The sequence below is a fragment of the Microbacterium meiriae genome (assembly GCF_040686935.1).
GTDB classification, from domain to species: domain Bacteria; phylum Actinomycetota; class Actinomycetes; order Actinomycetales; family Microbacteriaceae; genus Microbacterium; species Microbacterium meiriae.
The window spans coordinates 783629-808152 of the sequence record NZ_JBFBMF010000001.1 but is presented as its reverse complement, the minus strand read 5'-3'; the positions used below and the strand labels follow the sequence as shown (position 1 = coordinate 808152).

General features: G+C 70.8%; 19 protein-coding genes. 13 read left to right on the top strand and 6 right to left on the bottom strand.

Annotated elements, in window-relative coordinates:
- Positions 1-32: 32 nt before the first annotated feature.
- Positions 33-2099, top strand: coding sequence for a DEAD/DEAH box helicase (locus tag AB0P08_RS03900; RefSeq protein ID WP_363588171.1), 2067 nt, complete (start codon positions 33-35; stop codon positions 2097-2099).
- A gap of 90 nt (positions 2100-2189) precedes the next feature.
- Here the strand turns inward: AB0P08_RS03900 and AB0P08_RS03895 are convergent, their stop codons facing one another.
- Together AB0P08_RS03895 and AB0P08_RS03890 are read right to left on the bottom strand one after the other, a co-directional pair.
- Positions 2190-2729: a YaeQ family protein gene (locus AB0P08_RS03895; protein WP_363588169.1), complete on the bottom strand. Its 540-nt coding sequence runs from the start codon at positions 2727-2729 to the stop codon at positions 2190-2192.
- A gap of 43 nt (positions 2730-2772) precedes the next feature.
- Positions 2773-3864: an Rv2578c family radical SAM protein gene (locus AB0P08_RS03890; protein WP_363444870.1), complete on the bottom strand. Its 1092-nt coding sequence runs from the start codon at positions 3862-3864 to the stop codon at positions 2773-2775.
- A 74-nt stretch (positions 3865-3938) separates the two neighbouring features.
- Here AB0P08_RS03890 and AB0P08_RS03885 point away from each other — a divergent pair, with 74 nt between their 5' ends.
- The 10 genes from AB0P08_RS03885 to AB0P08_RS03840 all read left to right on the top strand — a co-directional run bounded on the left by AB0P08_RS03885 (position 3939) and on the right by AB0P08_RS03840 (position 14524).
- Entirely contained in the window at positions 3939-4868 is a 930-nt protein-coding gene (locus AB0P08_RS03885) for a D-alanyl-D-alanine carboxypeptidase family protein (protein ID WP_363588167.1), read from the top strand.
- A 163-nt stretch (positions 4869-5031) separates the two neighbouring features.
- A complete protein-coding gene (locus AB0P08_RS03880; protein ID WP_363588165.1) occupies positions 5032-6195 on the top strand; it encodes an acyl-CoA dehydrogenase family protein in 1164 nt (387 codons plus the stop codon).
- A gap of 339 nt (positions 6196-6534) precedes the next feature.
- Positions 6535-7350 carry a GntR family transcriptional regulator gene (locus tag AB0P08_RS03875; protein ID WP_161973074.1) on the top strand — a complete coding sequence of 272 codons (816 nt, stop codon included), beginning with the start codon at positions 6535-6537 and terminating at the stop codon, positions 7348-7350.
- A 35-nt stretch (positions 7351-7385) separates the two neighbouring features.
- Positions 7386-8405 (top strand): NAD(P)-dependent oxidoreductase, encoded by a 1020-nt coding sequence (locus tag AB0P08_RS03870; protein ID WP_336501410.1) that lies wholly within the window; start codon positions 7386-7388, stop codon positions 8403-8405.
- Positions 8393-9997 carry an FGGY family carbohydrate kinase gene (locus tag AB0P08_RS03865; RefSeq protein ID WP_280569099.1) on the top strand — a complete coding sequence of 535 codons (1605 nt, stop codon included), beginning with the start codon at positions 8393-8395 and terminating at the stop codon, positions 9995-9997. The genes AB0P08_RS03870 and AB0P08_RS03865 overlap by 13 nt, the downstream gene beginning before the upstream one ends.
- A 22-nt stretch (positions 9998-10019) precedes the next feature.
- Positions 10020-10910, top strand: a complete 891-nt coding sequence (gene lsrF / locus AB0P08_RS03860) for a 3-hydroxy-5-phosphonooxypentane-2,4-dione thiolase (RefSeq protein WP_280569097.1) — start codon at positions 10020-10022, stop codon at positions 10908-10910.
- A complete protein-coding gene (locus AB0P08_RS03855) occupies positions 10907-11281 on the top strand; it encodes a cupin domain-containing protein (RefSeq protein ID WP_259952815.1) in 375 nt (124 codons plus the stop codon). Before lsrF ends, AB0P08_RS03855 begins: the two co-directional genes overlap by 4 nt.
- A gap of 44 nt (positions 11282-11325) precedes the next feature.
- Positions 11326-12651 carry an extracellular solute-binding protein gene (locus tag AB0P08_RS03850; protein ID WP_363588162.1) on the top strand — a complete coding sequence of 442 codons (1326 nt, stop codon included), beginning with the start codon at positions 11326-11328 and terminating at the stop codon, positions 12649-12651.
- Positions 12652-12680: 29 nt separating this feature from the next.
- The gene (locus tag AB0P08_RS03845; protein WP_280569090.1) at positions 12681-13586 is read left to right on the top strand and encodes a carbohydrate ABC transporter permease; all 906 of its coding nucleotides are present in this window, start codon (positions 12681-12683) and stop codon (positions 13584-13586) included.
- A 2-nt stretch (positions 13587-13588) separates the two neighbouring features.
- Entirely contained in the window at positions 13589-14524 is a 936-nt protein-coding gene (locus AB0P08_RS03840; protein WP_363588160.1) for a carbohydrate ABC transporter permease, read from the top strand.
- Positions 14525-14656: 132 nt separating this feature from the next.
- Here the strand turns inward: AB0P08_RS03840 and AB0P08_RS03835 are convergent, their stop codons facing one another.
- The 4 genes from AB0P08_RS03835 to AB0P08_RS03820 form a co-directional block, all read right to left on the bottom strand.
- Positions 14657-15532: a siderophore-interacting protein gene (locus tag AB0P08_RS03835; RefSeq protein WP_363588158.1), complete on the bottom strand. Its 876-nt coding sequence runs from the start codon at positions 15530-15532 to the stop codon at positions 14657-14659.
- A gap of 10 nt (positions 15533-15542) precedes the next feature.
- The gene (locus AB0P08_RS03830; protein WP_363588156.1) at positions 15543-16355 is read right to left on the bottom strand and encodes an energy-coupling factor transporter transmembrane component T; all 813 of its coding nucleotides are present in this window, start codon (positions 16353-16355) and stop codon (positions 15543-15545) included.
- 2 nt (positions 16356-16357) lie between these two features.
- Positions 16358-18025, bottom strand: a complete 1668-nt coding sequence (locus AB0P08_RS03825) for an ABC transporter ATP-binding protein (RefSeq protein ID WP_363588154.1) — start codon at positions 18023-18025, stop codon at positions 16358-16360.
- Positions 18026-18105: 80 nt separating this feature from the next.
- On the bottom strand, positions 18106-18651 hold the full coding sequence (locus tag AB0P08_RS03820) for an ECF transporter S component (RefSeq protein WP_187663132.1): 546 nt from the start codon (positions 18649-18651) through the stop codon (positions 18106-18108).
- A gap of 176 nt (positions 18652-18827) precedes the next feature.
- Between AB0P08_RS03820 and AB0P08_RS03815 the strand changes: the two genes are divergently transcribed.
- Together AB0P08_RS03815 and AB0P08_RS03810 are read left to right on the top strand one after the other, a co-directional pair.
- A complete protein-coding gene (locus AB0P08_RS03815; RefSeq protein WP_363588152.1) occupies positions 18828-22013 on the top strand; it encodes a S8 family peptidase in 3186 nt (1061 codons plus the stop codon).
- 224 nt (positions 22014-22237) lie between these two features.
- Positions 22238-24523 carry a carbon starvation CstA family protein gene (locus AB0P08_RS03810; protein ID WP_363588150.1) on the top strand — a complete coding sequence of 762 codons (2286 nt, stop codon included), beginning with the start codon at positions 22238-22240 and terminating at the stop codon, positions 24521-24523.
- Position 24524 lies beyond the last annotated feature (1 nt).

Here is a 24524-nt window from a genome sequence, read left to right as displayed (position 1 = left end):
TTCTCGTGCGAGAACGCAAGAAGGACACCCGAATGCCCAAGAACAAGAAGCCCCGTGGCGGTCGCGCCGCCGCGAACTTCGAGCCGCGCTACGGCGCCAAGAAGACCTCGTTCCACGACCGCCACCGACCGACCGGTGGTCGGGACACGGCCCGCGACGAGCGTCCCGCTCGCGAGGACCGCGACTCCCGGGCGACCGGCGGGTACGACCGCCGCCCCGGCAGCCGCAGCCCCGGCCACCGCGGCTATCGCCCGGAGGAGACCGAGTCCGGTGCGCCGAAGCGTCGGTGGAGCTCTCAGGAGCGCGCCGGCCGCGACGAGGCCCGCAGCATCCGCAACCGTGCGGAGTCCGGACGCCGCGAGGCCCCGCACCGCCGCGACGACCGCGCAGGCGCCGGCCGGTTCGACGCCCGCTCCGAGCGTCCGCGGTACAACGACCGCGCAGGGGCCGGCCGCTTCGACGACCGTCCGCGGCGCGACGACCGCGGCGGCTCGCAGCGACAGGGCTTCCGCGACGGCGACCACCGCGACGGGGGCCGCCCGCGCTTCGACGATCGCCGGAACGAGCGTCCGCGCTTCGACCGCGACGACCGTCCGCGGCGCGATGACCGCGGCGGCGACCGCGCCCGCGGCAACGACCAGGGGGCCGACCGCTCCTACGACGCCGCCCGTGCCCGCCGCGCCTTCGACCGCGACCGCACGCAGCGCTCCTTCGAGGGCGGGCGCGAGCGGCCGTCGACCGGCGGGGCCTACCGTACCGAGCGTCCGCGTCGGGACGAGCGCCCCCGCCGGGACGAGCGTCCGACCCGCAACGACTGGAACGCGAAGCCGAAGGCGGCGTTCGAGCAGGCCGACGACGTCGTCCACGAGCGCCTCGAGGCGCAGGCCGTGCAGGCCGTCGAGGTCGAGGGCATCACGTTCGCCGATCTCGGCCTCGGCTCGAACATCACCGAGACCCTGAACGGCATGGGGGCCGCGACGCCGTTCCCGATCCAGGCGGCGAGCATCCCCGCCGTCCTCGAGGGGCGCGACGTGCTCGCCCGCGGCCGCACGGGCTCCGGCAAGACCATCGCCTTCGGCGCGCCGCTCGTCGAGCGGGTGCTGAAGTCGCAGGCGGGCAAGCGTCGCGAGTTCGGCCGCTCGCCGCGCGCGATCATCCTCGCCCCGACGCGCGAGCTCGCGCTGCAGATCGACCGGACCATCCAGCCGATCGCCCGGAGCGTGGGCCTGTTCACGACGCAGATCTACGGCGGTGTGCCGCAGGGTCGTCAGGTGGGCGCGCTGAAGAAGGGCGTCGACATCGTCATCGGCACTCCCGGCCGCGTCGAGGACCTGATGAACCAGGGCAAGCTCGACCTGTCGGACTGCCGGATCGCGGTGCTCGACGAGGCCGACCACATGTGCGAGCTCGGATTCGTCGAGCCCGTGCAGCGCATCCTCCGCCGCACGGCCGAGGGCAGCCAGAAGCTCCTGTTCTCCGCGACGCTCGACCGCGAGGTCGCGGCGCTCGTGGACGAGTTCCTCGTCGACCCCGCCGTGTTCGAGGTCGCGGGCGAAGACCAGGGCTCCAGCACGATCGAGCACCGGGTGCTCGTCATCGAGCACCGCGACAAGGCCGACATCCTCACCTCGCTCGTCGACCGCGAGGGCAAGACCCTGGTCTTCGCCCGCACCCGTGCCTACGCCGACATGCTGGCCGACCAGTTCGACGACGCGGGCATCCCCGCGGTCTCGCTGCATGGCGACCTCAACCAGGCCAAGCGCACGCGGAACCTGGAGAAGCTGACCTCGGGCCGGGTGAACGTCCTCGTGGCCACCGATGTGGCCGCGCGCGGCATCCACGTCGACGACATCGACCTCGTAGTCCAGGCCGACGCGCCGGACGAGTACAAGACGTACCTGCACCGCTCGGGTCGCACCGGTCGCGCGGGACGCTCGGGCCGGGTCGTCACGCTCATCACGCGGCAGCGCCAGCGTCGGATGACCGAGCTGCTCGGTCGCGCCGAGATCGAGGCGCCGTTCGAGCAGGCGCGCGTGGACGACGACGTGATCGAGGAGATCGCGGGGCGCGTGCCGTCCGCCGCGGAACTCACCTCCTGACGCGTTCGGGATCAGAAAGGCCCCGGAGACTTCGGTCTCCGGGGCCTTTTTGCACTCCGCACCGGGAAGGTGCGCGGGCAGCCGGGGGTGTCAGGGGAGGGTGTGCTCGTGAAGGGTGGTCGTCAGGGACGTGCCGTTGAGGTCGAGGTAGAGGACGCGCTCGGTGACCGTGAGGGTCAGGGTGTTCCGGCGGGCGAGGTGGGGCGTGGCGCTCTCGATGAAGCCGGGGTCGAAGCTGTACACCCGGATGTCCTCGGAACGATGGATGCGCTTGTCGGCCCACGGCGCCATGACCTTGGCCGGGTCGCGGTGCGTGTAGACCACTGTCCGGTCTGCGAGGCGGGAGGCGTGATGCAGCCGCGCGGCATCGGGAGCGCCCACCTCGATCCAGACGGTGACTCGGCCCGTGAGGTCGCGCACGAGCACCGCGGGCTCCTCCGTGTCGGAGACGCTGCCGCCGAACGTGATCCCGTCCGCGAACTCGAGCCCGTACGCGAGGACCCGGGTGAGCATGTACGCGTCGGTCTCGGACGGATGCCGGGCGGCCCGGAGCGAGACGTCTTCGTAGACCCCGCGATCGGTGTCGGCGAGCTGCATCTCGAACGTGTGGACTGTCGAACCGATCGCCATGATCCTCGAGCCTACGCGGAGCCGCGCCCTCCGGCCGACCGGGTCAGAACAGCATCGGCTGCGGCGGGGCGGCGGCCGCGCGGCCGCTCGGCGTGAACATGACCGGCCCGGCCGGCGGCGTCTCCGTCTGGACATGCCCTTGGCCCGGGCGGGACCCGCGCCGCGGATAGTCGTCTTCGTGCCGGCCGTCGAGCCCGTGCATCCGGATGAGGGGGCGAGCGCGCTTGGCGAGCCACTGCCGGTACGGCTTCGGTGCCTCGACGGAGGCCCCGGGATACAGCCCGCGATACGACGACACGAGATCGGGACGGTTCTCACCGAGCCACTGGAAGAACCACGGCTTGACTCCCGGACGCAGATGCAGGGCCCCGTAGATCACGCTCCGCGCTCCGGCGGCCTTGATACGGCGGAGGGCGTCGTCGATCGCGGGAAGGGAGTCGGTCAGATGCGGCATGATCGGCATGAGGAACACCGTGACGGGGAAGCCGGCGTCGGCGAGCGCGCGCACCGTGTCGAGGCGGGCCTGCGTGGTCGGGGCGCCCGGCTCGATCGCCTTCTGCAGCGCGTCGTCGTACATCGCGATCGACATCTGCACGTCGACCGGCACACGCTGCGCCGCCTTCTTCAGCAGCGGGATGTCCCGACGGATCAGCGTGCCCTTCGTCAGGATCGACATCGGGGTGCCGGACGCGGCCAGCGCCTCGATGATGCCGGGCATGAGGGCGTAGCGCCCCTCGGCCCGCTGGTACGGGTCGGTGTTCGTACCGAGGGCGACCGTCTCGTGCTGCCAGCTCCCGCGGCGCAGCTCCCGCTCGAGCACCTCGACGACATTGACCTTGACGACGATCTGGGTGTCGAAGTCCGCGCCGCCGTCGAGGTCGAGGTACTCGTGCGTGCCCCGGGCGAAGCAGTAGGTGCAGGCGTGGGAGCAGCCGCGATAGGGGTTGATGGTCCAGGCGAAGGGCATGCGCGACGCCCCGGGGACGTGGTTGAGCGCTGACTTCGACAGCACCTCGTGGAACGTCATGCCGGCGAACTCCGGTGTGGTCACCGTGCGGAGGACGCTCGAACGGTTCTCGAGGCCCGGCAATGCCGCCTCGTCGCTGTCCGCGAGTTTCTGTCCCTGCCACCGCATGCTCCCAGTCGAACAAAGAATCGAATCGAAGTCAAGTGAGTGTGGCACTGATGTTCGAATGGAAGAATGGGGGCATGCCCTCCTCGCCGTACGCTCAGCATGCGGCGCCGCGCTCCCCGATCTTCGGACCCGCCCTGCCGGTCGGGCTGGCGGTGACCGCGATCGGCGTGGTGCTCTCGCTCACCGGGGCGGCCGCGACCCCCGTGGCATCCCCACCGCTCCCGCGCCCCGTCGCGGTGATGCAGGTGCCGTCGGTGCAGAACGCCGCGACGCCCGCGGCGGACCCCTGCGCCGACCCCGCGGTGCAGGAAGCGGTCGCGGCGGGCGACGACGCCGCCACCGTGGCGGCCTTCGGCGGTGGGGCGCGCTTCCGCGATGCCGTGGTCGCCGGTAATGCACCCTGTGTCTCGCTCAGCGACCCCGCCCGGATCTGGGTTGTGGTGAACAAGGGTCGCCCGCTCGATCCGGCCGCGTACGAGCCCGCGGAACTGGGCCAGGTGCCGCTGCAGATGACGACCCCGTCGGGTCGGGTGCGCGCGGAGGTCGCCGACGCCGCCGGGCGCATGGCGGACGCCGCCGCGGCGGCCGGGGTGGGACGCATCGGAGCGAACAACGGCTACCGTTCCTACGGCCTCCAGGTCGCGACCTACGACGCGCATGTGCGGAACCAGGGGCAGGCGGACGCGGATGCCGGCTCGGCGCGACCGGGTCACAGCGAGCATCAGACCGGTCTCGCCCTCGACGTCGTGGCCTGTGATGACGGCTGCGGCGGTCTGGACGGCTTCGGCGCGACGCGTCAGAGCGAGTGGGTGGCGGCGCACGCCTGGGAGTACGGATTCATCGTGCGCTACGAACAGGTCGGCACGCCCGTCACCGGGTACGCCCCGGAGCCCTGGCACCTGCGCTACGTCGGCACGGAGCTCGCGGCGGCGTATCACGAAGGCGGCTATCACACGCTGGAGGAGTTCTTCGGGCTCCCTGCGGCGCCCGATTACGACCACTGAGTTGGCGGGGCAGGGGTGTGATCCGCTCGCACTGAGGCATTCCACAAAGGCGATACCCAGTCCCACCCACGATGGGATGCATTCTCACAATCGCCTGTCCTGCCCCGTGCTCCCGCCGTAGACTCGCCGGAGCAACGACGCACGACACGTTCGGGAGGACGGCATGGAACGCGACATCTACGAAGAGGATCACGAGGCATTCCGCGACCTCGTCAAGGATTTCGTCAAGCGCCACGTCACGCACGAGGCGATCGAGAAGTGGGACGCCGCCGGCGAGGTGGACCGCGCCACGATGCGCGCCGCGGGTGAGGCCGGCATCATCGGGCTCTCCGTGCCGGAGGAGTTCGGCGGCGCCGGGATGCTGCAGGACTACCGCTTCCGCGCGATCGTGAACGAAGAGGTCATCGCCGCGGGCGCCGGGTCGCTCGCCGGGGCCTTCGGCATCCAGGACGACCTGGCCGTGCCGTACCTCGTGCACATGGGCACGCAGGAGCAGAAGGAGAAGTGGCTGCCCCGCATGGCGACCGGTGAGGTCGTCGGCGCGCTCGCCATGACCGAGCCCGGCGCCGGCTCCGACCTCCGCGGCATCAAGACCACGGCGAAGAAGACGGACGGCGGCTACATCGTCAACGGCGCGAAGACGTTCATCTCATCGGGCGCGACCGCCGACCTCGTCGTCACGTTCGTGAAGACCGGCGAGGGCAACCGTCCCGACGCGTTCAGCCTCGTGCTCATCGAGAAGGGCATGGAGGGATTCGACAACGGCAAGAAGCTGTCCAAGATGGGCTTCCACGGCCATGACACCGCCGAGCTGTCGTTCAGCGACGTGTTCGTGCCGGAGGAGAACCTCATCGGCGGCGTCGAGGGCAAGGGCTTCATCCAGCTCATGATGAACCTGCCGCTCGAGCGCCTCTCGATCGGCGTGGCCGGAGCCGCCGCCGCGCAGGCCGCGTTCGACTGGACCGTCGCGTACACCAAGGACCGCGAGGCCTTCGGGGAGCGCATCATCGACTTCCAGAACAGCCGCTTCACCATCGCCGACATGTCCGCCACGGTCGACGCGCTGTGGGCCTTCATCGACCGCGCGCTGCTGGCCTACAAGGACGGCAAGCTCTCGGCGGAAGAGGCCGCGAAGGTCAAGTTCTGGGCGACCGAGCGTGAGTGGGAGGTCCTCGACGCCGGGGTCCAGCTCCACGGCGGCTACGGCTACATCACCGAGTACCCCATCGCCCGGGCCTTCCTCGACGCGCGTGTGCACCGCATCTACGGCGGCACGAACGAGATCATGCGCGAGATCGTCGGGCGTCAGATCGCCGGCAAGCGCTGACGCAGGGCCCGCGCGGCGGGCCGCAGGAGAAACGCACCCTCGGAACATCCCGAGGGTGCGTTTTCCGTCTGGGGGCGGATGAGTGCGGTCCACTTGTATCGACGAGTGGCGTCGGCGGGGAGGGCCGGCCGTGCGGTGCGCCGGTTCCGGGATCGTCGCCCTGTGAAGAAAAGCCTGATGGTGAGCGGATAATCAGGATCCCGGCCAAGGGGCCGACTTTCTTCTGACTTGTCTCTTCAGGGGATACATGTGCTGGTCCATGATCGATACATGTCCGGACAGGCAACGTCCGGCTCGAGGACGCCGATGTCCTCGCACCCGCTCACCGAAGAGGCCGGAATGTCCACGCTCACCCTGCCGCAGCTCGACCGTACGTCGACGGCTCCGATCTGGTTCCAGATCATGCGCGCCGTCGAGGGGCAGATCGCCCAGGGCGCCTGGGCGCCCGGGGACCGCCTGCCGAGCGAGAGCGAACTGCGCGCGCACTTCGCCGCCTCCCGGACCTCGGTCCGCGATGCGCTGTCTCGTCTCGAGAGCGCCGGGATCATCTCCCGGCAGCAGGGCAAGGGCGCGTTCGTCGAGCGTGCCCAGGGGCCGTCCGCCTGGACGCTGCCCTCCGCGCCGAGCCTGCTCGGCGAGTACAGCGAGGACGGACGCAGCGCCCTGAGTTCCGAGATCCTCCGCGGAGGGATCGAACCGCTGCCGTCCTGGGCCGCCGCGGTGGTCGGTCGCGACTCGCCCGACGGCATGGGCTTCGTGCTGGAGCGCGTGCGCGCCGTCGGCGCCCGCACGGCCGTCCACGTGATCAACTACCTGCCCACGCGCTTCGTCGGTGTCCTTCCCGACCTCCGCGACCCCCGGGCCAGCCTTTACGCCGCGATCTCCCGCGTCACCGGCGTGCGGATCGCGCGCATGCACCGCACGATCGAGGCCGTCTCGGCCGACCGAATGCTCGCGGGACTGCTCGAGGTCGAGCCGGGGCATCCGATCGTCGTGGTCGAGGCCGTCGCCTACGACCAGAGCGGGCAGCCCATCGACATCTCCCGCGCCTCCGTGCGGACCGACCGTCTGCGCGTGAGCGTCGACACCGGCTTCGACGCGGCGGGCATCTCGAACGAGACCGCTTCCGGCCGATACCCGGCCGCGCTCCGCTGACCCCTTCCCCGTCCCTCGATCCCCGGGAGCCCTGCATGACCGACCACCGCATCCTCGTCATCGGCGATAGCTACATGACCGCCGAGGTCTTCACCCGCGCCTTCCGGGAGCGGGGGATCGAGACCGACGCGGTCACGATGGCGATCGCGGAGCCCACTTGGGACACCGCCGCGATCCGCGAGTTCGAGGGCGATCCGGCCGAGGTCGCCCGGCTCGCCGCGGGGTACGACGTCGTCGCCTTCCACGCCGCCCCCGTCACCGCCGAGGTCATCGCGGCCCTGCCCGACCTCCGTCTCCTCGGCTGCGCGCGGGGCGGCCCCGTGAACGTCGACCTCGACGCGGCCCGCGGAGCCGGCGTCCGCGTGACGACCACGCCGGGCAAGAACGCCGACGCCGTCGCGGATCTCACCATCGGCTTTCTCATCTCTCTGGTGCGCAACGTGCCGGCCTCCCTTCGGGACGTGGACGACCGGGTGGCGGACGGGCGTCCGCTCGCCGAATCGACGTTCGAGGGCGCCCGGTGGTTCGGACGCGAGGTCAAGGGGCTGCGCCTCGGGCTCATCGGCTACGGCAACGTCGCCCGGCTGGTCGCGGCGCGAGCTCGCGCCCTCGGGGCCGTCATCACGGCGTACGACCCCTTCGTCGATCCCGAGACGGTGACCGATGCGACGATCGTGGGCGACCTCGACGCGCTGCTCTCCGCCAGCGACGTGGTCAGCGTGCACGCCAGGGCGACCGCCGAGAACCGGCACCTGATCGGCCGGGCGCAGATCGAGCGGATGCCGCGCGGCGCGTTCCTCATCAACACCGCCCGCGAGTCGCTCGTCGACGAGCACGCACTGCTGGACGGGCTGCGCTCCGGACAGCTCGCGGGCGTCGCCCTCGACGTCAACGAGCCCGACGGACCGTGGCGCGAGCTCGTCGCGGAGCCGAACCTGGTCCTCACCCCGCACCTGGCCGGAGCGACACACGAGACGCTCGCCCGCGGTGCGGACATGCTCGCCGCGGAAGTCGAGCGGTTCCTGGCAGGAGGTGATCTGCGATGGGAGCGCTGACCGACGTCTTCCTGGCGATCGACGCCGGGACCGGCTCCGCACGCGCCCTGGCCTTCGACATCGAGGGCCGGCTCGTGACCCACGCCGCCCGGGAGTGGACCCACCGCGCGATCCCGGGCCACCCCGGCGGCACGGCCTTCGACACCGCGAACGGCTGGGCGGCCATCGCCGGCGCAGTCGCCGAGGTCGTCGCGCGGCTGAACGGCCGCCGCGTCGCCGCCGTCGCCGCCTCCAGCATGCGGGAGGGCTTCGTGCTGTTCGACGAGGCCGGCACGGAGATCTGGGCCTGCCCGAACACGGACGGGCGGGCCCGCGCCGAGGCCGACGAGCTCGTGGCGGAGGGCGTCGCGGACGAGATCTACCGCACCGCCGGGGACTGGGTGTCGATCACGGCACCGGCACGGCTGCGCTGGATCGCGCGCCACCAGCCAGAGGTCCTCTCCCGTGCGCGCCACCTCGGCATGCTGAGCGACTGGGTCACCACCCGGCTCACCGGCGTCTTCGTCACCGAGCCGACCTGCGGGTCGAGTTCCGCCCTCTTCGACCTCCACGCGCGGGGATGGTCCGCCGACCTTGCGGATCTCGTCGGCATCGACCGGCGCATCCTGCCCCCGGTCGTCGCGGCCGGCGAGGTCGTCGGCGCTGTGACGCCCGCGGCGGCGGCCGCGACGGGGCTGCCCGTCGGCACCCCGGTCGTCGCCGGCGGGGCGGACACACAGCTCGCCCTCCACGGCATCGCGGCGCGAGAGGGGACTCCGACGATCGTCGCCGGGACGTTCTGGCAGACGACGGCCGTCGTCGCGGAGCCTCTCGTCGACCCGGATCGCCGTCTGCGCACCCTCTGCCACGTCGACCCCGGCACCTGGATGATCGAGGGCATCGGCTTCCTGTCGGGACTCGCCATGCGCTGGTTCCGGGACGCGATGTGCCCCGACGCGGCGGCGCTCGGACGCGCGGAGGGCCGCTCCGCCTTCCGCATCATGGAGGAGTGGGCCGCCGACGTCCCGGTCGGTGCGAACGGCGTGGTCGCCACGATGGCGAACGTCATGCAGGCCGACGCGTGGCACCACGCCGCGCCCGCGTTCGTCGGGTTCGACATCAACGACGCCGCCGGGTCGTCCCGCGGGGCGTTCATCCGGGCGATCGAGGAATCCGCGGCCATCGTCGCCGGCGCGCACCTCGAGATCCTCTCCGCCCTCACCGCGGGCCGCGCGGTCGCGGACGGCACCGTGACGTTCACCGGTGGGTCGAGTGCGGGAGCGCTGTGGCCGCGGATCATCGCCGGCGTCACCGGCCTGGACACGCGCGTCACCCCCGCCCCCGAGGCCACGTCATACGGTGCCGCCCGCCTGGCCGCTACCGGTGTCGGCGCCACGCTCCCGCCCATGGGCGACGCCGAGCGGGTCGAACGGGTCGATCCCGCCGAGCACGAGCAGTACCGCGCGGTCACCGAGCGCTGGCACCGCGTCTACCGCGACGTCCTGGCGATCTCGAGCCCCGACCTCCCTCCGCTCTTCACCCCGCCGGGGGCGGCCCGCGGCCCCCTCGACCCCTCCACCCCCCGCCTCTCGCCCGTCGGTCACGCCGGCTGACGACAACACGAAGGAGACCTCCATGGCAGACCTCGACGGCAACGCCGACGCCAAGCAGTTCCACGTCGGGACGCCCGGCGTCCGGTTCACGCAGAACATCCGTGGCGCCGCCAACCTCGACTGGGGCATGCAGAACCGCCTGTCACGAATCCTCGATCCGGAGACCGGGCGCACGGTCATGCTCGCCTTCGACCACGGCTACTTCCAGGGGCCGACATCGGGACTCGAGCGCATCGACCTGAACATCGCGCCGCTCGCCGCGCAGGCGGACGCGCTGATGGGCACCAGGGGCGCGCTGCGCACCTCTCTTCCGCCGGCGACGCGTGCCGGGCTCGTGCTCCGTGCCTCCGGGGGGCCGTCGATCCTCAAGGACCTCTCGGACGAGTACACGGCGATGGCGATGGAGGACGCCGTCCGTCTCAACGCCGATGCCGTGGCCGTGCAGGTCTTCGTCGGCGGGGAGCACGAGAGCCGCAGCATCCGCAACCTCACCACCCTCGTCGATCAGGGGTACGCGGCCGGTATCCCCGTGCTCGGCGTCACCGCGGTGGGCAAGGAACTGGTCCGCGACGCTCGCTACCTCGGACTCGCGACCCGCATCATCGCCGAGCTCGGCGCGCAGCTGGTCAAGACCTACTACTGCGAGAAGGGCTTCGAGGACGTGGTGGCCGGATGCCCGGTCCCGGTCATCATGGCGGGCGGCAAGAAGCTCCCGGAGCTCGACGCGCTCACCATGGCCTCCCGTGCCGTGCGGGCCGGGGCGGCCGGCGTCGACATGGGCCGCAACATCTTCCAGAGCGCCGCCCCCGCCGCGATGATGACCGCCGTCCGCGCCGTCGTGCATGACGACCTCGACCCCGCCGACGCCTACGAGCTGTTCCGCGCGGCGACCGAGGCCCCGGTGCCCGCATGAGCGCCGACGTGCTGCGGACCGCCGATGCCGCGCTGCGGTTCGGCGACTGGGGTCCGGGATACCTCGCCCAGGGGGAGGACGCGGCGTTCGGCGTCGTCGTGCTCCGCCCGGGGGACGAGTTCGCGAATCACCTCCACGAGCACCACACGGAATCCTTCGTCGTGATCGAGGGCCGCGCGGAGATCTGGCTCGACCGCGACACGTGTCGGGTCGTCTCCGCCGGCGACGTGCTGCGGGCCGAGCCGCACGAGGAGCACTTCGTCCGCAACCCCTTCGACGAGACCTTCCGTGCGGTCTTCGTCAAGACCCCCTGGGTGGACGGCGACAAGGTCGACCGCCCCTGGACGCCGGGCCCCCGCTCCGGCGACTGATGTTCCCCCCCTCACCCGAGAAGAACCACCGAAAGGACACCACCATGAGCAGGCAACGACGCCCCTCTCCGACCGCGCGCCTCGTGCGCCGTGCCCTTCCCGTCATCGTCCTGGCATCCACGGCGGGCCTCGTGCTCGCCGGCTGCGGCGGGGACGCGGGAGGCGCCTCCGGCGACGGAGGCGACAAGACCCTGAAGGTCCTCATCGCCGCACCCCAGGAGGGCGCGGGGGCCATCCTCGAGAAAGACTTCGAGGCCGCGACCGGCGTCGAGGTCGAGGTCGAGGTCGTCCCCTACGACCAGATCCAGACCAAGGCGATCCTGGACGCGCAGTCCGGCACCAACAATTACGACGTCATCCAGTACTGGTACACGTCGGTCGGCGCCCTTGCCGACGCCGGGGCGCTCGCCGACATCACCGACTGGGTCGAGTCCGACGAGGACATCGACTCCGGCGACTTCATCGAGGCGATCTTCGGACCGTACTCGCAGTACGAGGACGCCACCTACGGTCTGCCCATCGACGGCGACACGCACGTGCTCTTCTACAACAAGGCGATCTTCGAGCGGAACGGCGTCGAGGTCCCCACCACGTGGGATGAGTACGTCGAGGTCTCGAAGAAGATCACCGACGCCGAGAAGGCGAACGGCGTCTACGGCAACGCGCTGCTCGGCTCGAAGAGCGCGTTCAACATCGGGTCGACGTTCTTCAACCGGCTCGCGACGATGTCGCCCGACCCGATCGACCCGCAGATGCCGCAGCTCGACACCGAGTACGCGGTGGCCGCCGCGCAGTCGATGCTCGATGCTTCGCCGTCGGCCCTCCCCAGTCCGCTGGAGATCGGATTCGAGCAGGCGCTGCCACAGTTCCTGTCCGGGTCGGTCGGGATGATCGAGTTCTGGACCGACCTGGGCGTGTTCGCGCAGGACCCGGAGCAGTCGAAGATCGTCGACGGCTGGGGAGTCGCCCCGCTGCCGGTGGGCCCCGAGGGCAAGGTCTCCGGAGCGCTCAACGCGGGATGGGCGATGGGTATCAGCCCGAACGCCAGCGACGAGGACCTCGCGAAGCAGTTCGTCGCGTTCGCCTCGTCGAAGGAGACGAACGAGAAGCTCATCACGACGACCGGCTCCGGTGTCGACCCCACCCGCACCTCCACGCTGGAGAGTCCGGAGTACGTCGAGTTCGCCCCCGAGGTCTCGGCGGTCGCCGCCGAGGTGCTGCCCAACGCGCAGTCCTGGCCGACCTCGCCGCAGGCGCCGGAGATGATCCAGTCGCTCAGCGACAACCTGGCGCTGATGCTGCAGGGCGGTCTCACCGCCGAACAGGCGATGCAGAACACCTGGGACACCTGGCAGTCCCTGGCCGACTGACCCCGTCGTCGAACCCGAAAGGACCGCTCATGTCGCACCCCGTCGCCTCCCGGCGCCGCGCCCGACGCGCGTCGTGGACGGGACGCGCCCTGCTCGCGCCCGCCGTCATCGCGATCGCGATCATCGCGATCTATCCACTCGGCTACATCATCGCCGCCTCCTTCTCGGAGTCGTCGCTGGGCCGGCCGTTCACCGAATGGGTCGGGTTCGACAACTTCGCGGCGCTGCTGGGGGACGGGGTCACCCTCCCGTCCCTCGGCAGGTCGCTGCTCTTCGCCATCCCCTCCGCCCTGATCGCGCTCGTGGCGGGGCTGGTCGTCGCCCTGTCGCTGGACGCCGCGGTCAAGGGCGGCCGCGTCATCCGGGTGCTGCTCCTGCTGCCGCTGATGACACCGCCGGTGATGGCCGGCGTCATCTGGAAGCTCATGCTGGCTCCCACCGGCGGACTGCTCAACAACATCGGGCAGTCGTTCGCGCCCGGGTCCGAGCCGTTCCTGTTCCTCGGCTCCAGCCCCGCGGCGATGATCTCCGTGATCATGGTGGACGCCTGGCAGTGGACGCCCTTCTGCGTGCTGCTCGTGTTCGCCGCTCTGCAGACCCTGCCGACCGAGGTGTACGAGGCCTCCCAGGTCGACGGTGCCGGGGTGTGGCAGACGTTCTGGCGCATCACGTTCCCGCTCGTGCTCCCGAGCCTCATCACCGTGCTGCTGCTCAAGCTCGTCGTCTCGTTCAAGGTCTTCGACCTCGTGTTCATCATGACCAGCGGCGGACCGGGCTTCGACACCACCGTCAGCAGCTTCCAGATCTATCGGACCGGGCTGCAGACGTTCGACGTCGGCGCCGCCGCCGCGCAGACCATCGCCTTCCTGGTGCTGGTCACCATCGTCATCCTGCCGCTCAACGCCGTGCGGCAGCGGCTGCACAGAGAGGGCTGACCATGTCGCTCACACTCCGCTCCACGGATCGGGTCGACGAGAGCGCGACCGTCACGCTCGTGGTTCCCGACGCCCGCCGTCGCCAGCGGCGCCGTCGGACCGCGAGCATCTCCCGGCCCGGCCGGCCGTCCGCCACCGTCACGGCGGTGAAGGCCGTCGTGATCGTCGTCGCGATCGCCCTCGCGCTGCTGCCCGTGCTGTACATGGTGAGCATGTCGTTCAAGAGCCCGGACGACATCCTGTCCACGCGCATCCTCCCGTCCCGCCTCGCGTTCGAGAACTGGGTGGCCGCATTCGAGAACTGGCCGATCCTCACCTACCTCCGCAATTCGATCGGGGCGGCGGTCGGGGCGGTGATCGTGTCGCTGCTCGTGGCGATCCCGGCGAACTACGCGATGGCCCGGTTGCGGGCCGGCGGGAAGCAGACCCTCGGGCTCATCGTCTCCGCGTACGTCGCCCCGCCGATCGTGGCGATCATCCCGCTCTTCGCCCTGGTGCGCACCGCGGGGCTCATGGACTCGGTGATCGGGCTGGGCATCGTCGAGGGTCTGCTGCTCACGCCGGTGGCGGTGTGGCTGCTCGACGGGTTCTTCCGCTCGATCCCGTTCGAGGTCGACGAGGCGGCGCAGATCGACGGATGCGGTCCGCTGCGCACCCTCTGGGCGGTGATCCTGCCGCTCACGGCCCCGGGCATCGTGGCGGTGTCGATCATCGTCTTCATCCTCGCGTACAACGACTTCCTCATCCCGCTGCTGCTCACGCAGAGCGTGGACTCCCAGACGCTCCCCGTGGGTATCGCGCTCATGCAGGGCGGTCGAGAGGTGATGTTCGGGCAGATGGCCGCCGCCAGCCTCTCCGGGCTGATCCCGATCTACCTGCTGGCGCTGTTCCTGCAGAAGTGGCTCGTCGGCGGGCTCACGCAGGGCAGTGTGAAGTGAGCGGGTGCGGGGCGATGTTCCCGCATCCCGTGTCCGGTCTCCGAGCACGACTTCGGAGATTCCCGACGACGCGCCGGGGCGGCATCGTCCGCCCCGGCGTGTCGTGTCTTAGCTCCGAAGTTCTGCCCGGGATTACGTGCGGGGCTCCGCGGCGGCCTCGCGGGCGGCCTTCGAGGCGGGGGAGGCGGCACCGATCTTCCAGTAGCCGCAGAAGCTGACGGCGTTCCTGTCGACGCCGCGCTCGCCGACGAGCTGCTTGCGGACGCCGGAGGCCAGCGCCTGCTCTCCCGCCGCGTAGGCATGGAACGGCGCGGCGGGCAGAGTGGTACGAGCGAGGGTGTCGAGAGCGAGGGCCCCGGGCGGACTCTCCTGAGGCCGCACGACCCACACCACCTCGAGCCCCGACGGGTGCGGGAACTCCAGGGCGTCCTCCGTGGACGGGACCTCGATGATCGCCGTGCCCGAGGCGTCGGTCGGCAGGGAGGCGCTGATCGACGCGATCGCGGGGAGGGCGGTCTCGTCGCCGACGAGCACCACCCGATCGGTGCCCCGCTCGGGGTTGAAGGTCAGGCCCTCGTCGATGATGAGGACGTGCTCGCCGGGGGCGCACGTCTCCGCCCATCGGGACGCCGGACCGGCGGTGCCGTCGGCCGCCGAGCCGTGCAGGACGAAGTCGACGTCGAGCTCGGCGCCGATCTCGGCCGTGGCCGGGCGGTAGGCGCGCACGGTGTAGTTGCGCATCACGGGGCGCTCGCCGTCGGGGATGCGGAGGAACTTCAGGTACCCGAACATCCGGTTCGCCTTCGCGGGCACCCGCTCCAGCCCCGCCTCGCCGCCGATCGGCAGGAACAGCCGGAACCACTGGTCGTAGCCCATCGGGCGGAAGCGGTCGATCTCGCCGCCGCCCAGGGTCATCCGCACCCAGTGCGGCGCGAGTCGTTCGGAGCGGAGCACGGTGAGGTGCAGGAGCTCGGCCGTCTCCGGCTTGACCATCTTGCTGAATGCCATGGGGCACCTTTCAGGGGAGCTGCCAGGGGAAGAAGACGACGAAGATCGCGGCCGACACAGCGAGCATGACCAAGGTGAAGACGGTGTCCCTCGTGCGGAACGGCACGAGGTGCCGCTCGGTCCGCGTCGGATGCGCGCCGAACGCCCGGGAGTCCATCGCGAGGGCGACGCGCTCCGCGTGCCGGATGGCACCCGCGAGCAGAGGGACGATGTACCCCCAGCCGCGGGCGATCCGCGCGAAGGGGCCGCGGCCGCCGTGGTAACCGCGCACCCGGTGCGCGGCGCGGATGACGGCGAGCTCGTGCCCGAACCGGGGCACGAAGCGGAAGGCGGCCAGGGCCGTGTACCCGATGCGGTACGGCACGCGCAGCTGCTGCACGCTCGCACGCACGAGATCGGAGCCGCTGGTGGTGAGGCCGCCGACCAGCGCGAGCGCGACGATCGATCCGAGCCGGAGCGCCGTTGCGAAGCCGATGAGGAGGGCGCCTCCGTAGAGGGTCCAGTCGCCGATCGTCACGACGGGGGCTGTGTCGGCGACCAGGGCCGTGTCGACCCACAGGGAGAAGCCGACGCCGATCGCGATCATAGCCACAGGGAGGCCCAGCAGGAGCAGCGCGAGAAGGCGGCCCGTCACCCGCGCCCCGACGAGGATGAGAACGTACGCGAGCACGAGGAAGGCGGCCGGGGTGGCCAGGTCGCGCACGAAGACGAGCAGCAGCATCGCGGGGGCGAAACCGGCGACCTTCGCCAGCGGATTGAGGCCGTAGAGGAACTGCCGCCGCGAGGTGGCCGCGAGCGGCGCATACGGATCGAGCGTGGACATCGTCACGGTGTCACCTCCCACCCGGCCTCGGCGAGCACCCGCTGCAGGGCGGGGACGCGCAACCCGGCGGAGGGGAGGATCGCGGGATCGGAGAACAGCGCTGCCGTGGGGCCGGCGGCGCGGACCCGCCCCTCGGCGAGGACGACGGTGTCGGTGGCGTGCTCCGCGACGAGCTGCAGATCGTGGGTGACGATGACGACGGTCGTGCCGTCCGCCCGGAGACTCTCCAGCAGGTCCAGGAGCTCGGCGGCCCTGGCGCGGTCCTGCCCGAAGGTGGGCTCGTCGAGGGCGAGGACGGGAGGACGGGTGATGAGGGCCGTGCCCACCGAGAGTCGTCGCTTCTCGCCGCCGGAGAGGAGGAACGGGTGCACGTCGGCCTTGTGCGTGAGCCCGAACCGCTCGAGCATCTCCGTCACGCGAGCGCTGACCTCGTCGTCCGGCACATGGCGCAGCCGGAGCCCGTGGGCGAGCTCGTCGAACACGGTGGCGGCGATGAACTGGTGCTCCGGGTTCTGGAACACGAAGCCGATCCGGGCCGCGAGGTCCCGGGGGGAGGCGGTGCCCGGGTCGATGCCGTCGACGGAGACCCGGCCCTTCGGCGGCGGCACAACCCCCGCGAGGGCCTGGATCAGCGTGGTCTTGCCCGCGCCGTTCGCCCCGACGATCGCGGTGAGACTCCCCGCGGCGATGTCGAGGTCGACCCCGTGCAGGATCTCGGTGCGGCGCCGCGAGACGGTGAGGCCGCGCGCCCGGATGATCGGCTCCCGGTCGACGGCGGGAGGAGCGTCGGCGAGGATCGAGGACGCGCGGGCCGGACCGGCAGGCAGGGCCGCGGCCAGTGCCTCGGGCGTCAGCGGCAGCGGGTCGAGGACGATCCCCCGGTCGCGGAGGCGGAGCGCAGCGAGCGTCGCGGCGGGCAGCCAGACCCCCATCGCCACGAGCTCGTCGGCATGCGCCCGGATGGTCTCGGCGGCCGGACCGTCGAAGACCACCCGGCCCTCGCGGTCGAGCACGACGGTGCGCGTGACGAAGCGCATCGCCGCATCGAGGTTGTGCTCGACGAGGAGGATCGCCCGGTCGCCGGCGGCCACGACCTCGGTCAGCGCCGCATACACGTCGTCGATCCCCTGCGGGTCGAGGTTCGCGGTCGGCTCGTCCAGCACGATGAGAGGGGAGCCCATCGCGAGGGCGCAGGCGATGGCGAGACGCTGTCGGCCGCCGCCGGACAGGTGGTCCGGGTTGTCGTCCCGGCGCTCCCACAGGCCCACCCGCCGCAGCGCATCCTCGACGCGGGCCCGCACGGTGCCGAGCGGGAGCAGGAGGTTCTCTGGGCCGAAAGCCACCTCGTCGTACACCGTCCCCGTGACGATCTGGGCGTCAGGGTCCTGGAAGACCATGGCGACGTGCGTGCTGAGCGTCGCGGTGTGCGCGGTGGTCGTGTCGACACCGCCGGCCTCGACGGAGCCGGACATGGTCGCGGGGAGCGCGTGCGGGATGAGGCCGTTGAGGGCGAGCGTGAGCGTCGACTTCCCGGAGCCGGACGGGCCGAGCAGCAGCACGACCTCACCGGGGTCGATGTCGAAGGTCACGTCACGGGGCGACGGATGCGCGGCATCCGCGTGGGTGAGGGTGAGCTCGCGCACGCGGAGGAGAGGCGCGGATGGGCGCACGGCAGGTCCCGGGTTCGACGGAGGGTGTGCCTCTAACTTAGCTGAGCCTTACCTGTGTTGCCAGCAGGGTGCGTGCGCGATCAGCGGCGTGCGACGCCGGCGGTGCGCAGCGCCGAACCGATGGCGAGGCCGATCGCCGTCCAGGCCACCGGGCCGAGCACGGAGATCGTCAGGTACAGCAGCTGGGCCCAGAGCGGCAGGACGGCGAGGTTCGCCGCGAAGAACACCGCCACCGCCACGACGACGCCGATCACGACGGCCGAGACGAAGAACCGCCAGGCGCCCCAGGAGCGATAGCGGGTGAGGGCGGCGACACCTTCCTGGATGAGGCCGAACAGCAGCGCCGTGCCGATGAACCGCAACGACCACGCCGGGTTGAAGGCGCTCGCGATGAGCGCGGCGAACACGTGCGTGATGAGTGCCACGAGCGGCAGCCGCAGCACCTCTTGCGCGATGATGCCCGGCAGCACGTGCGAGCCCAGCACGAGGCCGTAGAGGAACAGCAGCGGGCTGGCCAGGAGGAGGGGAGTGACCCATCCGGCGATGCCGCCGAGGATGCCCGTGGCCACACCGATCGCTGCGCAGATCAGCAGCACTCTGGTCGACAGGACGGAGGTACGGGCCACGTCTCCAGCCTACTGGCGACATTCGGAGAGCCGGCCGTCGTCCACCCTGACCGATCGGCGCGATCGGGATTCGACCATCGTTCAGTTCTCGATCCGGCGCCGAGGAGCGGGTCTATCGTGAGCCGCGGTGCGGCAACGAGGCGGCATCGGGATCATCGGATCATCAGGAGCGAGATATGGGTCGAACACCCCTTCGGATCGCAGCAGCCACCACCCTGGCGACGCTGTTCATCGCATCGACGGCAACCGCAGGCTACGCAGCGACCGGGGAGGTGACGCACCCCGTTCCGGTCGCGGGGACCCCCGGGCACTACATCGTGATCATGAAGGCCGATCCCCTCGCCAGCTACGAAGGCGACGTCAAGGGACTCAAGGCGACGAAGCCCGACGAGGGCGAGCAGCTCGAGACGCAGTCGCAGGACGCGCGGCGGTACGTCAAGCACCTCGAGTCCGAGCAGAAGAGCCTCATCAACGACGTCGGCGTCACGCCGGACACGACCTACCAGGTCGTGCTCAACGGGTTCAGCGCCGACCTCTCGGGTGAGCAGGTGGACCAGCTCCGTGCCTCGAAGGACGTCCTGGGGGTGTATCCCGACGAGATCCGTCACCCCGATGCGCAGACCTCCACCGACTACCTCGGCCTCGGCGACGATCGCAAGGGCCGTGGCGGGGTGTGGCAGCAGACCGGTGGCGTCAAGAAGGCGGGCGAGGGCGTCGTGGTCGGCGTGATCGACACCGGCATCGCTCCCGAGCACCCCTCGTTCGAGGGCAAGAAGCTCAAGCAGCAGAAGAAGCAGAACAGCCGCCACAAGGGCACGGATCCCTATACCGACGGCACCTACGTGTACTTCGACAAGTCCGACGGCGGACAGTTCCGCGGCGCGATGGTCGACGGCCAGGACTGGGACGAGCGCGACTACTCGACGAAGCTCATCGGCGGGCAGTACTTCTTCGCGGGAGCGCAGGCCGCCGGGTTCGACTTCCAGTACGACTACCTCTCCCCACGCGACGGCGACGGCCACGGCTCGCACACCGCGAGCACCGCCGCGGGCGACTTCGGAGTGGAGGCCGCGGTCGAGGGCGTCGACTTCGGGACCATCTCGGGTGTCGCGCCCGCGGCGAAGGTCGCCGCGTACAAGGCCTGCTACGTCGGTCCGGACACGACCGTGACCACCGATGACATCTGCGCGCTGAGCGACCTCGTCGCCGCGATCGATCAGGCCGTCGCGGACGGTGTCGACGTGATCAACTACTCGATCGGCGGCGGCGCCGCGAGCACCGTGATGGCACCGGAGGACCTCGCGTTCCTCAACGCCGCGGCTGCCGGCGTCTTCGTCGCGACCAGCGCCGGCAACGACGGTCCCGATCCGGTCACCGCCGACCACGCCTCGCCGTGGTACACGACGGTCGCCGCCTCCACCATCCCCACGTGGGAAGGCACGGTGCAGTTCGACGGCTTCGAGGAGGCCGGGGCGTCGGTGAGCGTGCCGTTCGGGGAGAGCGTCTCCGGGCCCTCCATCGCCGCCGTGGATGCCGCGGCGCCCGGTGCGGTGGATGCGCAGCTGTGCCTGCCGGGCACCCTCGACCCGACGAAGGTCGCGGGGCACATCGTGGTCTGCGACCGCGGCGGCAACGCGCGCGCGGAGAAGTCCCAGGTCGTGAAGGACGCCGGAGGCATCGGCATGGTGCTGGTGAACGTGCCCGGTGGCGCGGACTCGCTGGACAACGACTTCCACGCGGTGCCGACGGTGCACCTGAACGCCGTGCACCGCGCAGCCGTGCTCGCCTACGTGCAGGGCGGTGTCGATCGGCCGATCACCCTCGTCGGTGAGAACACCACCGGGGTGACCACCCCGACCCCGCAGATCGCCGGCTTCTCGAGCCGTGGGCCGGTCCTGGCCGACGGCACGGACGTCCTCAAGCCGGACATCGCCGCTCCCGGCGTCGCGATCCTCGCCGCCACGCACAATGCCCCGGGTGAGGACCCGACCTTCGGCATCCTCTCCGGGACGTCGATGGCCTCCCCGCACATCGCGGGCCTCGGTGCGCTCTACCTCGGGGAGCACCCGCGGGCGACCCCGGGCGAGATCCGTTCGGCCCTGATGACGACCGCCTCCGACACCGTGCTCCCCGACGGCTCGAAGAACACGAACCCGTTCGAGCAGGGTGCCGGACAGGTCGATGCGACGCGGTTCCTGAACCCCGGTCTGCTCTACCTGAACGGGTTCAAGGACTGGGCGGCGTTCCTCGACGGGAAGGGGCTGTCGGACTTCCCCGGCATCGACCCCATCGACGGCAGCGATCTGAACCAGGCATCGATCTCGATCGGGTCCCTGGCCAGCGCGCAGACCGTCACCCGCTCGGTCACCTCGACCGAGAAGGGCGTGTTCACGGCGAAGGCATCCGTCCCCGGCGTGAACGTCACCGTCACGCCGTCCCAGCTCTCCTTCGACAAGCCGGGGCAGACGAAGACCTTCACGGTCACGTTCGACAGCACCACCGCGCCGGTCGAGCAGTGGGCCACGGGCTCGCTCACCTGGACGAGCAAGAAGAACACGGTGCGCTCGCCGATCGCGGTGTTCCCGGTCACGGCGGATGCCCCGGCCGAGATCACGGGCAGCGGCGTCGACGGCAGCACGACCGTCGACATCACCCCCGGCCTCGACGGCGATCTGGCGCTGGGCGTCTCGGGTCTCACCCCGTTCCAGCTCCTCAGCGACCCGGACAACCCCGTCGAGGGGCACTCGGGCAACGAGAACTCGGGCGACGCGAACAAGGACGTGTCCTGGATCGTCGACGTGCCGGAGGGCGCCACGCTCTCGCGGTTCGACCTCGACTCCTCCGACGACGAGGGCAGTGACCTCGACCTCACCGTCTACCGGGTCGTGAGCCCCGACGACCTGCGGTACTACGAGCGCTGGCAGTCGGCGACGGGCTCGGCCGACGAGCAGGTGACGATCCCCGCACCGACCGCGGGCACCTACCTCGTCGTCGCCAACGTGTACGCGACCACCGGGCCGATGACGTGGGACATGACCCACGCCTCCGTGCTGCCGGACGGGGAGGGGTCGTTCACCGCGACGCCGAACCCGATCGCCGCGGTCCGCGGGGAGAAGACGAGCTACGAGCTGAGCTGGACCGGTCTGACCGCCGGCACCCGCTACCTCGGACTCGTCCAGTACGGCGACTCGGCCGTGCGCACGGTGGTGACGGTCACGACGCCCGCGGATGCCGCGCCGACGCCGACTCCCGCGCCGAAGCCGTCGCCGACTCCCGAGCCGACGCCGACGCCGGATCCGACTCCGACGCCGGGGCCGACTCCGGAGCCGACCGCGCCTCCGGAGACCGACGCCCCCGGGTGATCCGGGAACGGTTGCACGACCCGGTCACGGCCGCACGAGGGAATCCCTCGTGCGGCCGTGCCGTCGTCTCCGGGTCGTGCGTCCGGTCGGAGCGGGGACTGCCGGGCATCCGTTCGTCGCATGGCCGCCGCCGCTCGTCGCAGCGTGCCCGGATCCGGGTGCGACGGCGGGGCGCACTCCCTACCGTGGGGAGACGCAATGATGCGCCCCCAGAGGAGAACCCCATGACCGCACCTTCGTCGCGCCGCCGCGACGGCGCCGGGCTCGTCGACGACGACCCCGTCATCGAGACCGACCCGAACCTCCCACCCGTCGCCCTCTCCGCGGAGCACGAGGCCAAGAGCCGCCGCTGGACCCTGCCGAAGATCCTGCTGTGGACGGCCATCGCCCTCCTCGGCGGCGTCGCCTGGGTGATGCTCGCCATCGTGCGCGGAGAGACCGTGAACGCGATCTGGTTCGTGTTCGCCGCCGTGTGCACCTACCTGATCGGCTATCGCTTCTATTCCAAGGTCATCGAGCGGTACATCACCCGCCCCGACGACCGCCGCGCCACGCCCGCCGAGGTGAAGCAGGACGGGAAGGACTACGTCCCCACCGACCGCCGGGTGCTCTACGGCCACCACTTCGCCGCCATCGCCGGCGCCGGACCCCTCGTCGGCCCCGTGCTCGCGGCGCAGATGGGGTACCTTCCCGGCACCATCTGGATCATCGTGGGCGTCGTTCTCGCGGGAGCCGTGCAGGACTACACGGTGCTCTTCTTCTCGATGCGGCGCGGCGGCCGGACCATCGGCCAGATGGCGCGGCAGGAGCTCGGCAAGATCGGCGGCACCGCGGCGATCATCGCCTCGCTGCTCATCATGCTCATCATCGTCGCGATCCTCGCGCTCGTCGTCGTGAACGCCCTCGGCGAGAGCCCGTGGGGCGTCTTCTCCGTCGCGATGACCATCCCGATCGCCCTCTTCATGGGCGTGTACCTGCGCTACCTGCGTCCGGGCAAGGTGACCGAGGTCTCGATCATCGGCTTCGTGCTGCTCATGGCCGCCATCATCGGCGGCGGCTGGGTCGCCGGCACCGAGTGGGGCCAGGCGATCTTCCACCTCGACCGCACCACGATCGCGTGGGGCATCATCATCTACGGCTTCATCGCCGCGGTGCTTCCGGTCTGGCTGCTGCTCGCGCCCCGCGACTACCTCTCCACGTTCATGAAGATCGGCGTCATCGTCATGCTCGCCGGCGCGATCATCCTCGTGCGTCCGGAGATCTCGGTCCCCGCAGTCAGCATCTTCGGCGAGAACGGCATGGGTCCGGTGTTCGCCGGGCCGCTCTTCCCCTTCCTGTTCGTGACGATCGCGTGCGGCGCGTTGTCCGGATTCCATGCGCTGATCGCGTCGGGCACCACGCCGAAGCTCGTGGAGAAGGAGCGGCAGACCCGGTTCATCGGCTACGGCGGCATGCTCATGGAGTCGTTCGTCGCGATCATGGCCCTCGTCGCCGCGATCTCGATCGACCAGGGCATCTACTTCGCGATGAACGCCCCCGCCGCGGCGACCGGCGGCACGGTCGAGGGAGCGGTCGCCTTCGTGAACTCGCTCGGCCTGACCGGGGTGAACCTCACCCCCGACATGCTCACGGGCACGGCGGCGGCGGTCGGCGAGGAGTCGATCGTCTCGCGCACCGGCGGGGCTCCGACGCTCGCGCTCGGCCTCGCGCACATCATGCAGCAGGCCCTCGGCGGACAGGCGCTCATGGCGTTCTGGTACCACTTCGCGATCATGTTCGAGGCCCTGTTCATCCTCACGGCGGTGGACGCCGGAACCCGGGTCGCCCGCTTCATGCTGCAGGACTCGATCGGCGCCTGGTTCCCGAAGTTCCGCGACGTCTCCTGGCGCCCAGGGGTGTGGATCTGCACCGCGATCATGGTGGCCGGTTGGGGAGCGATCCTCATCCTCGGCGTCACCGACCCGCTCGGCGGCATCAACACCTTCTTCCCGCTGTTCGGCATCGCGAACCAGCTGCTCGCGGCGATCGCGCTCGCCGTGGTGCTGGCCATCGTCGCCAAGCGTGGTCGCAGCTACTTCCGGTGGCTGTGGATCATCGCGCTGCCGCTCGCCTTCACCGCGGTCGTCACCATCACGGCCTCGCTCTACAAGATCTTCTCGCCGGTGCCGGCGATCGGATACTGGGCGAACCACTTCCGCTACCTGGAGGCGCTGAACTCCGGTGACACCACGCTCGGCGCGCCGGAGGTGCTGCAGGCCGTCATCCGCAACACCGCAGTGCAGGGCACGCTGTCGATCATCTTCGTGGTGCTCGCGATCATCGTCATCGTCATGGCGGTCGTCGCGACCGTGAAGGCGGTCCGCAACGGCGGCGGCGAGAACACCGAGGACCCGCCCGTCCCGTCCCGCCGCTTCGCCCCGGCCGGTTTCCTCCCTGACGCGGAGGAGCGCGAGCTCGAGAAGCAGTGGGAGCCGATCCTCGCCGAAGAGCGCGCGGCGGCACGGCACTGAG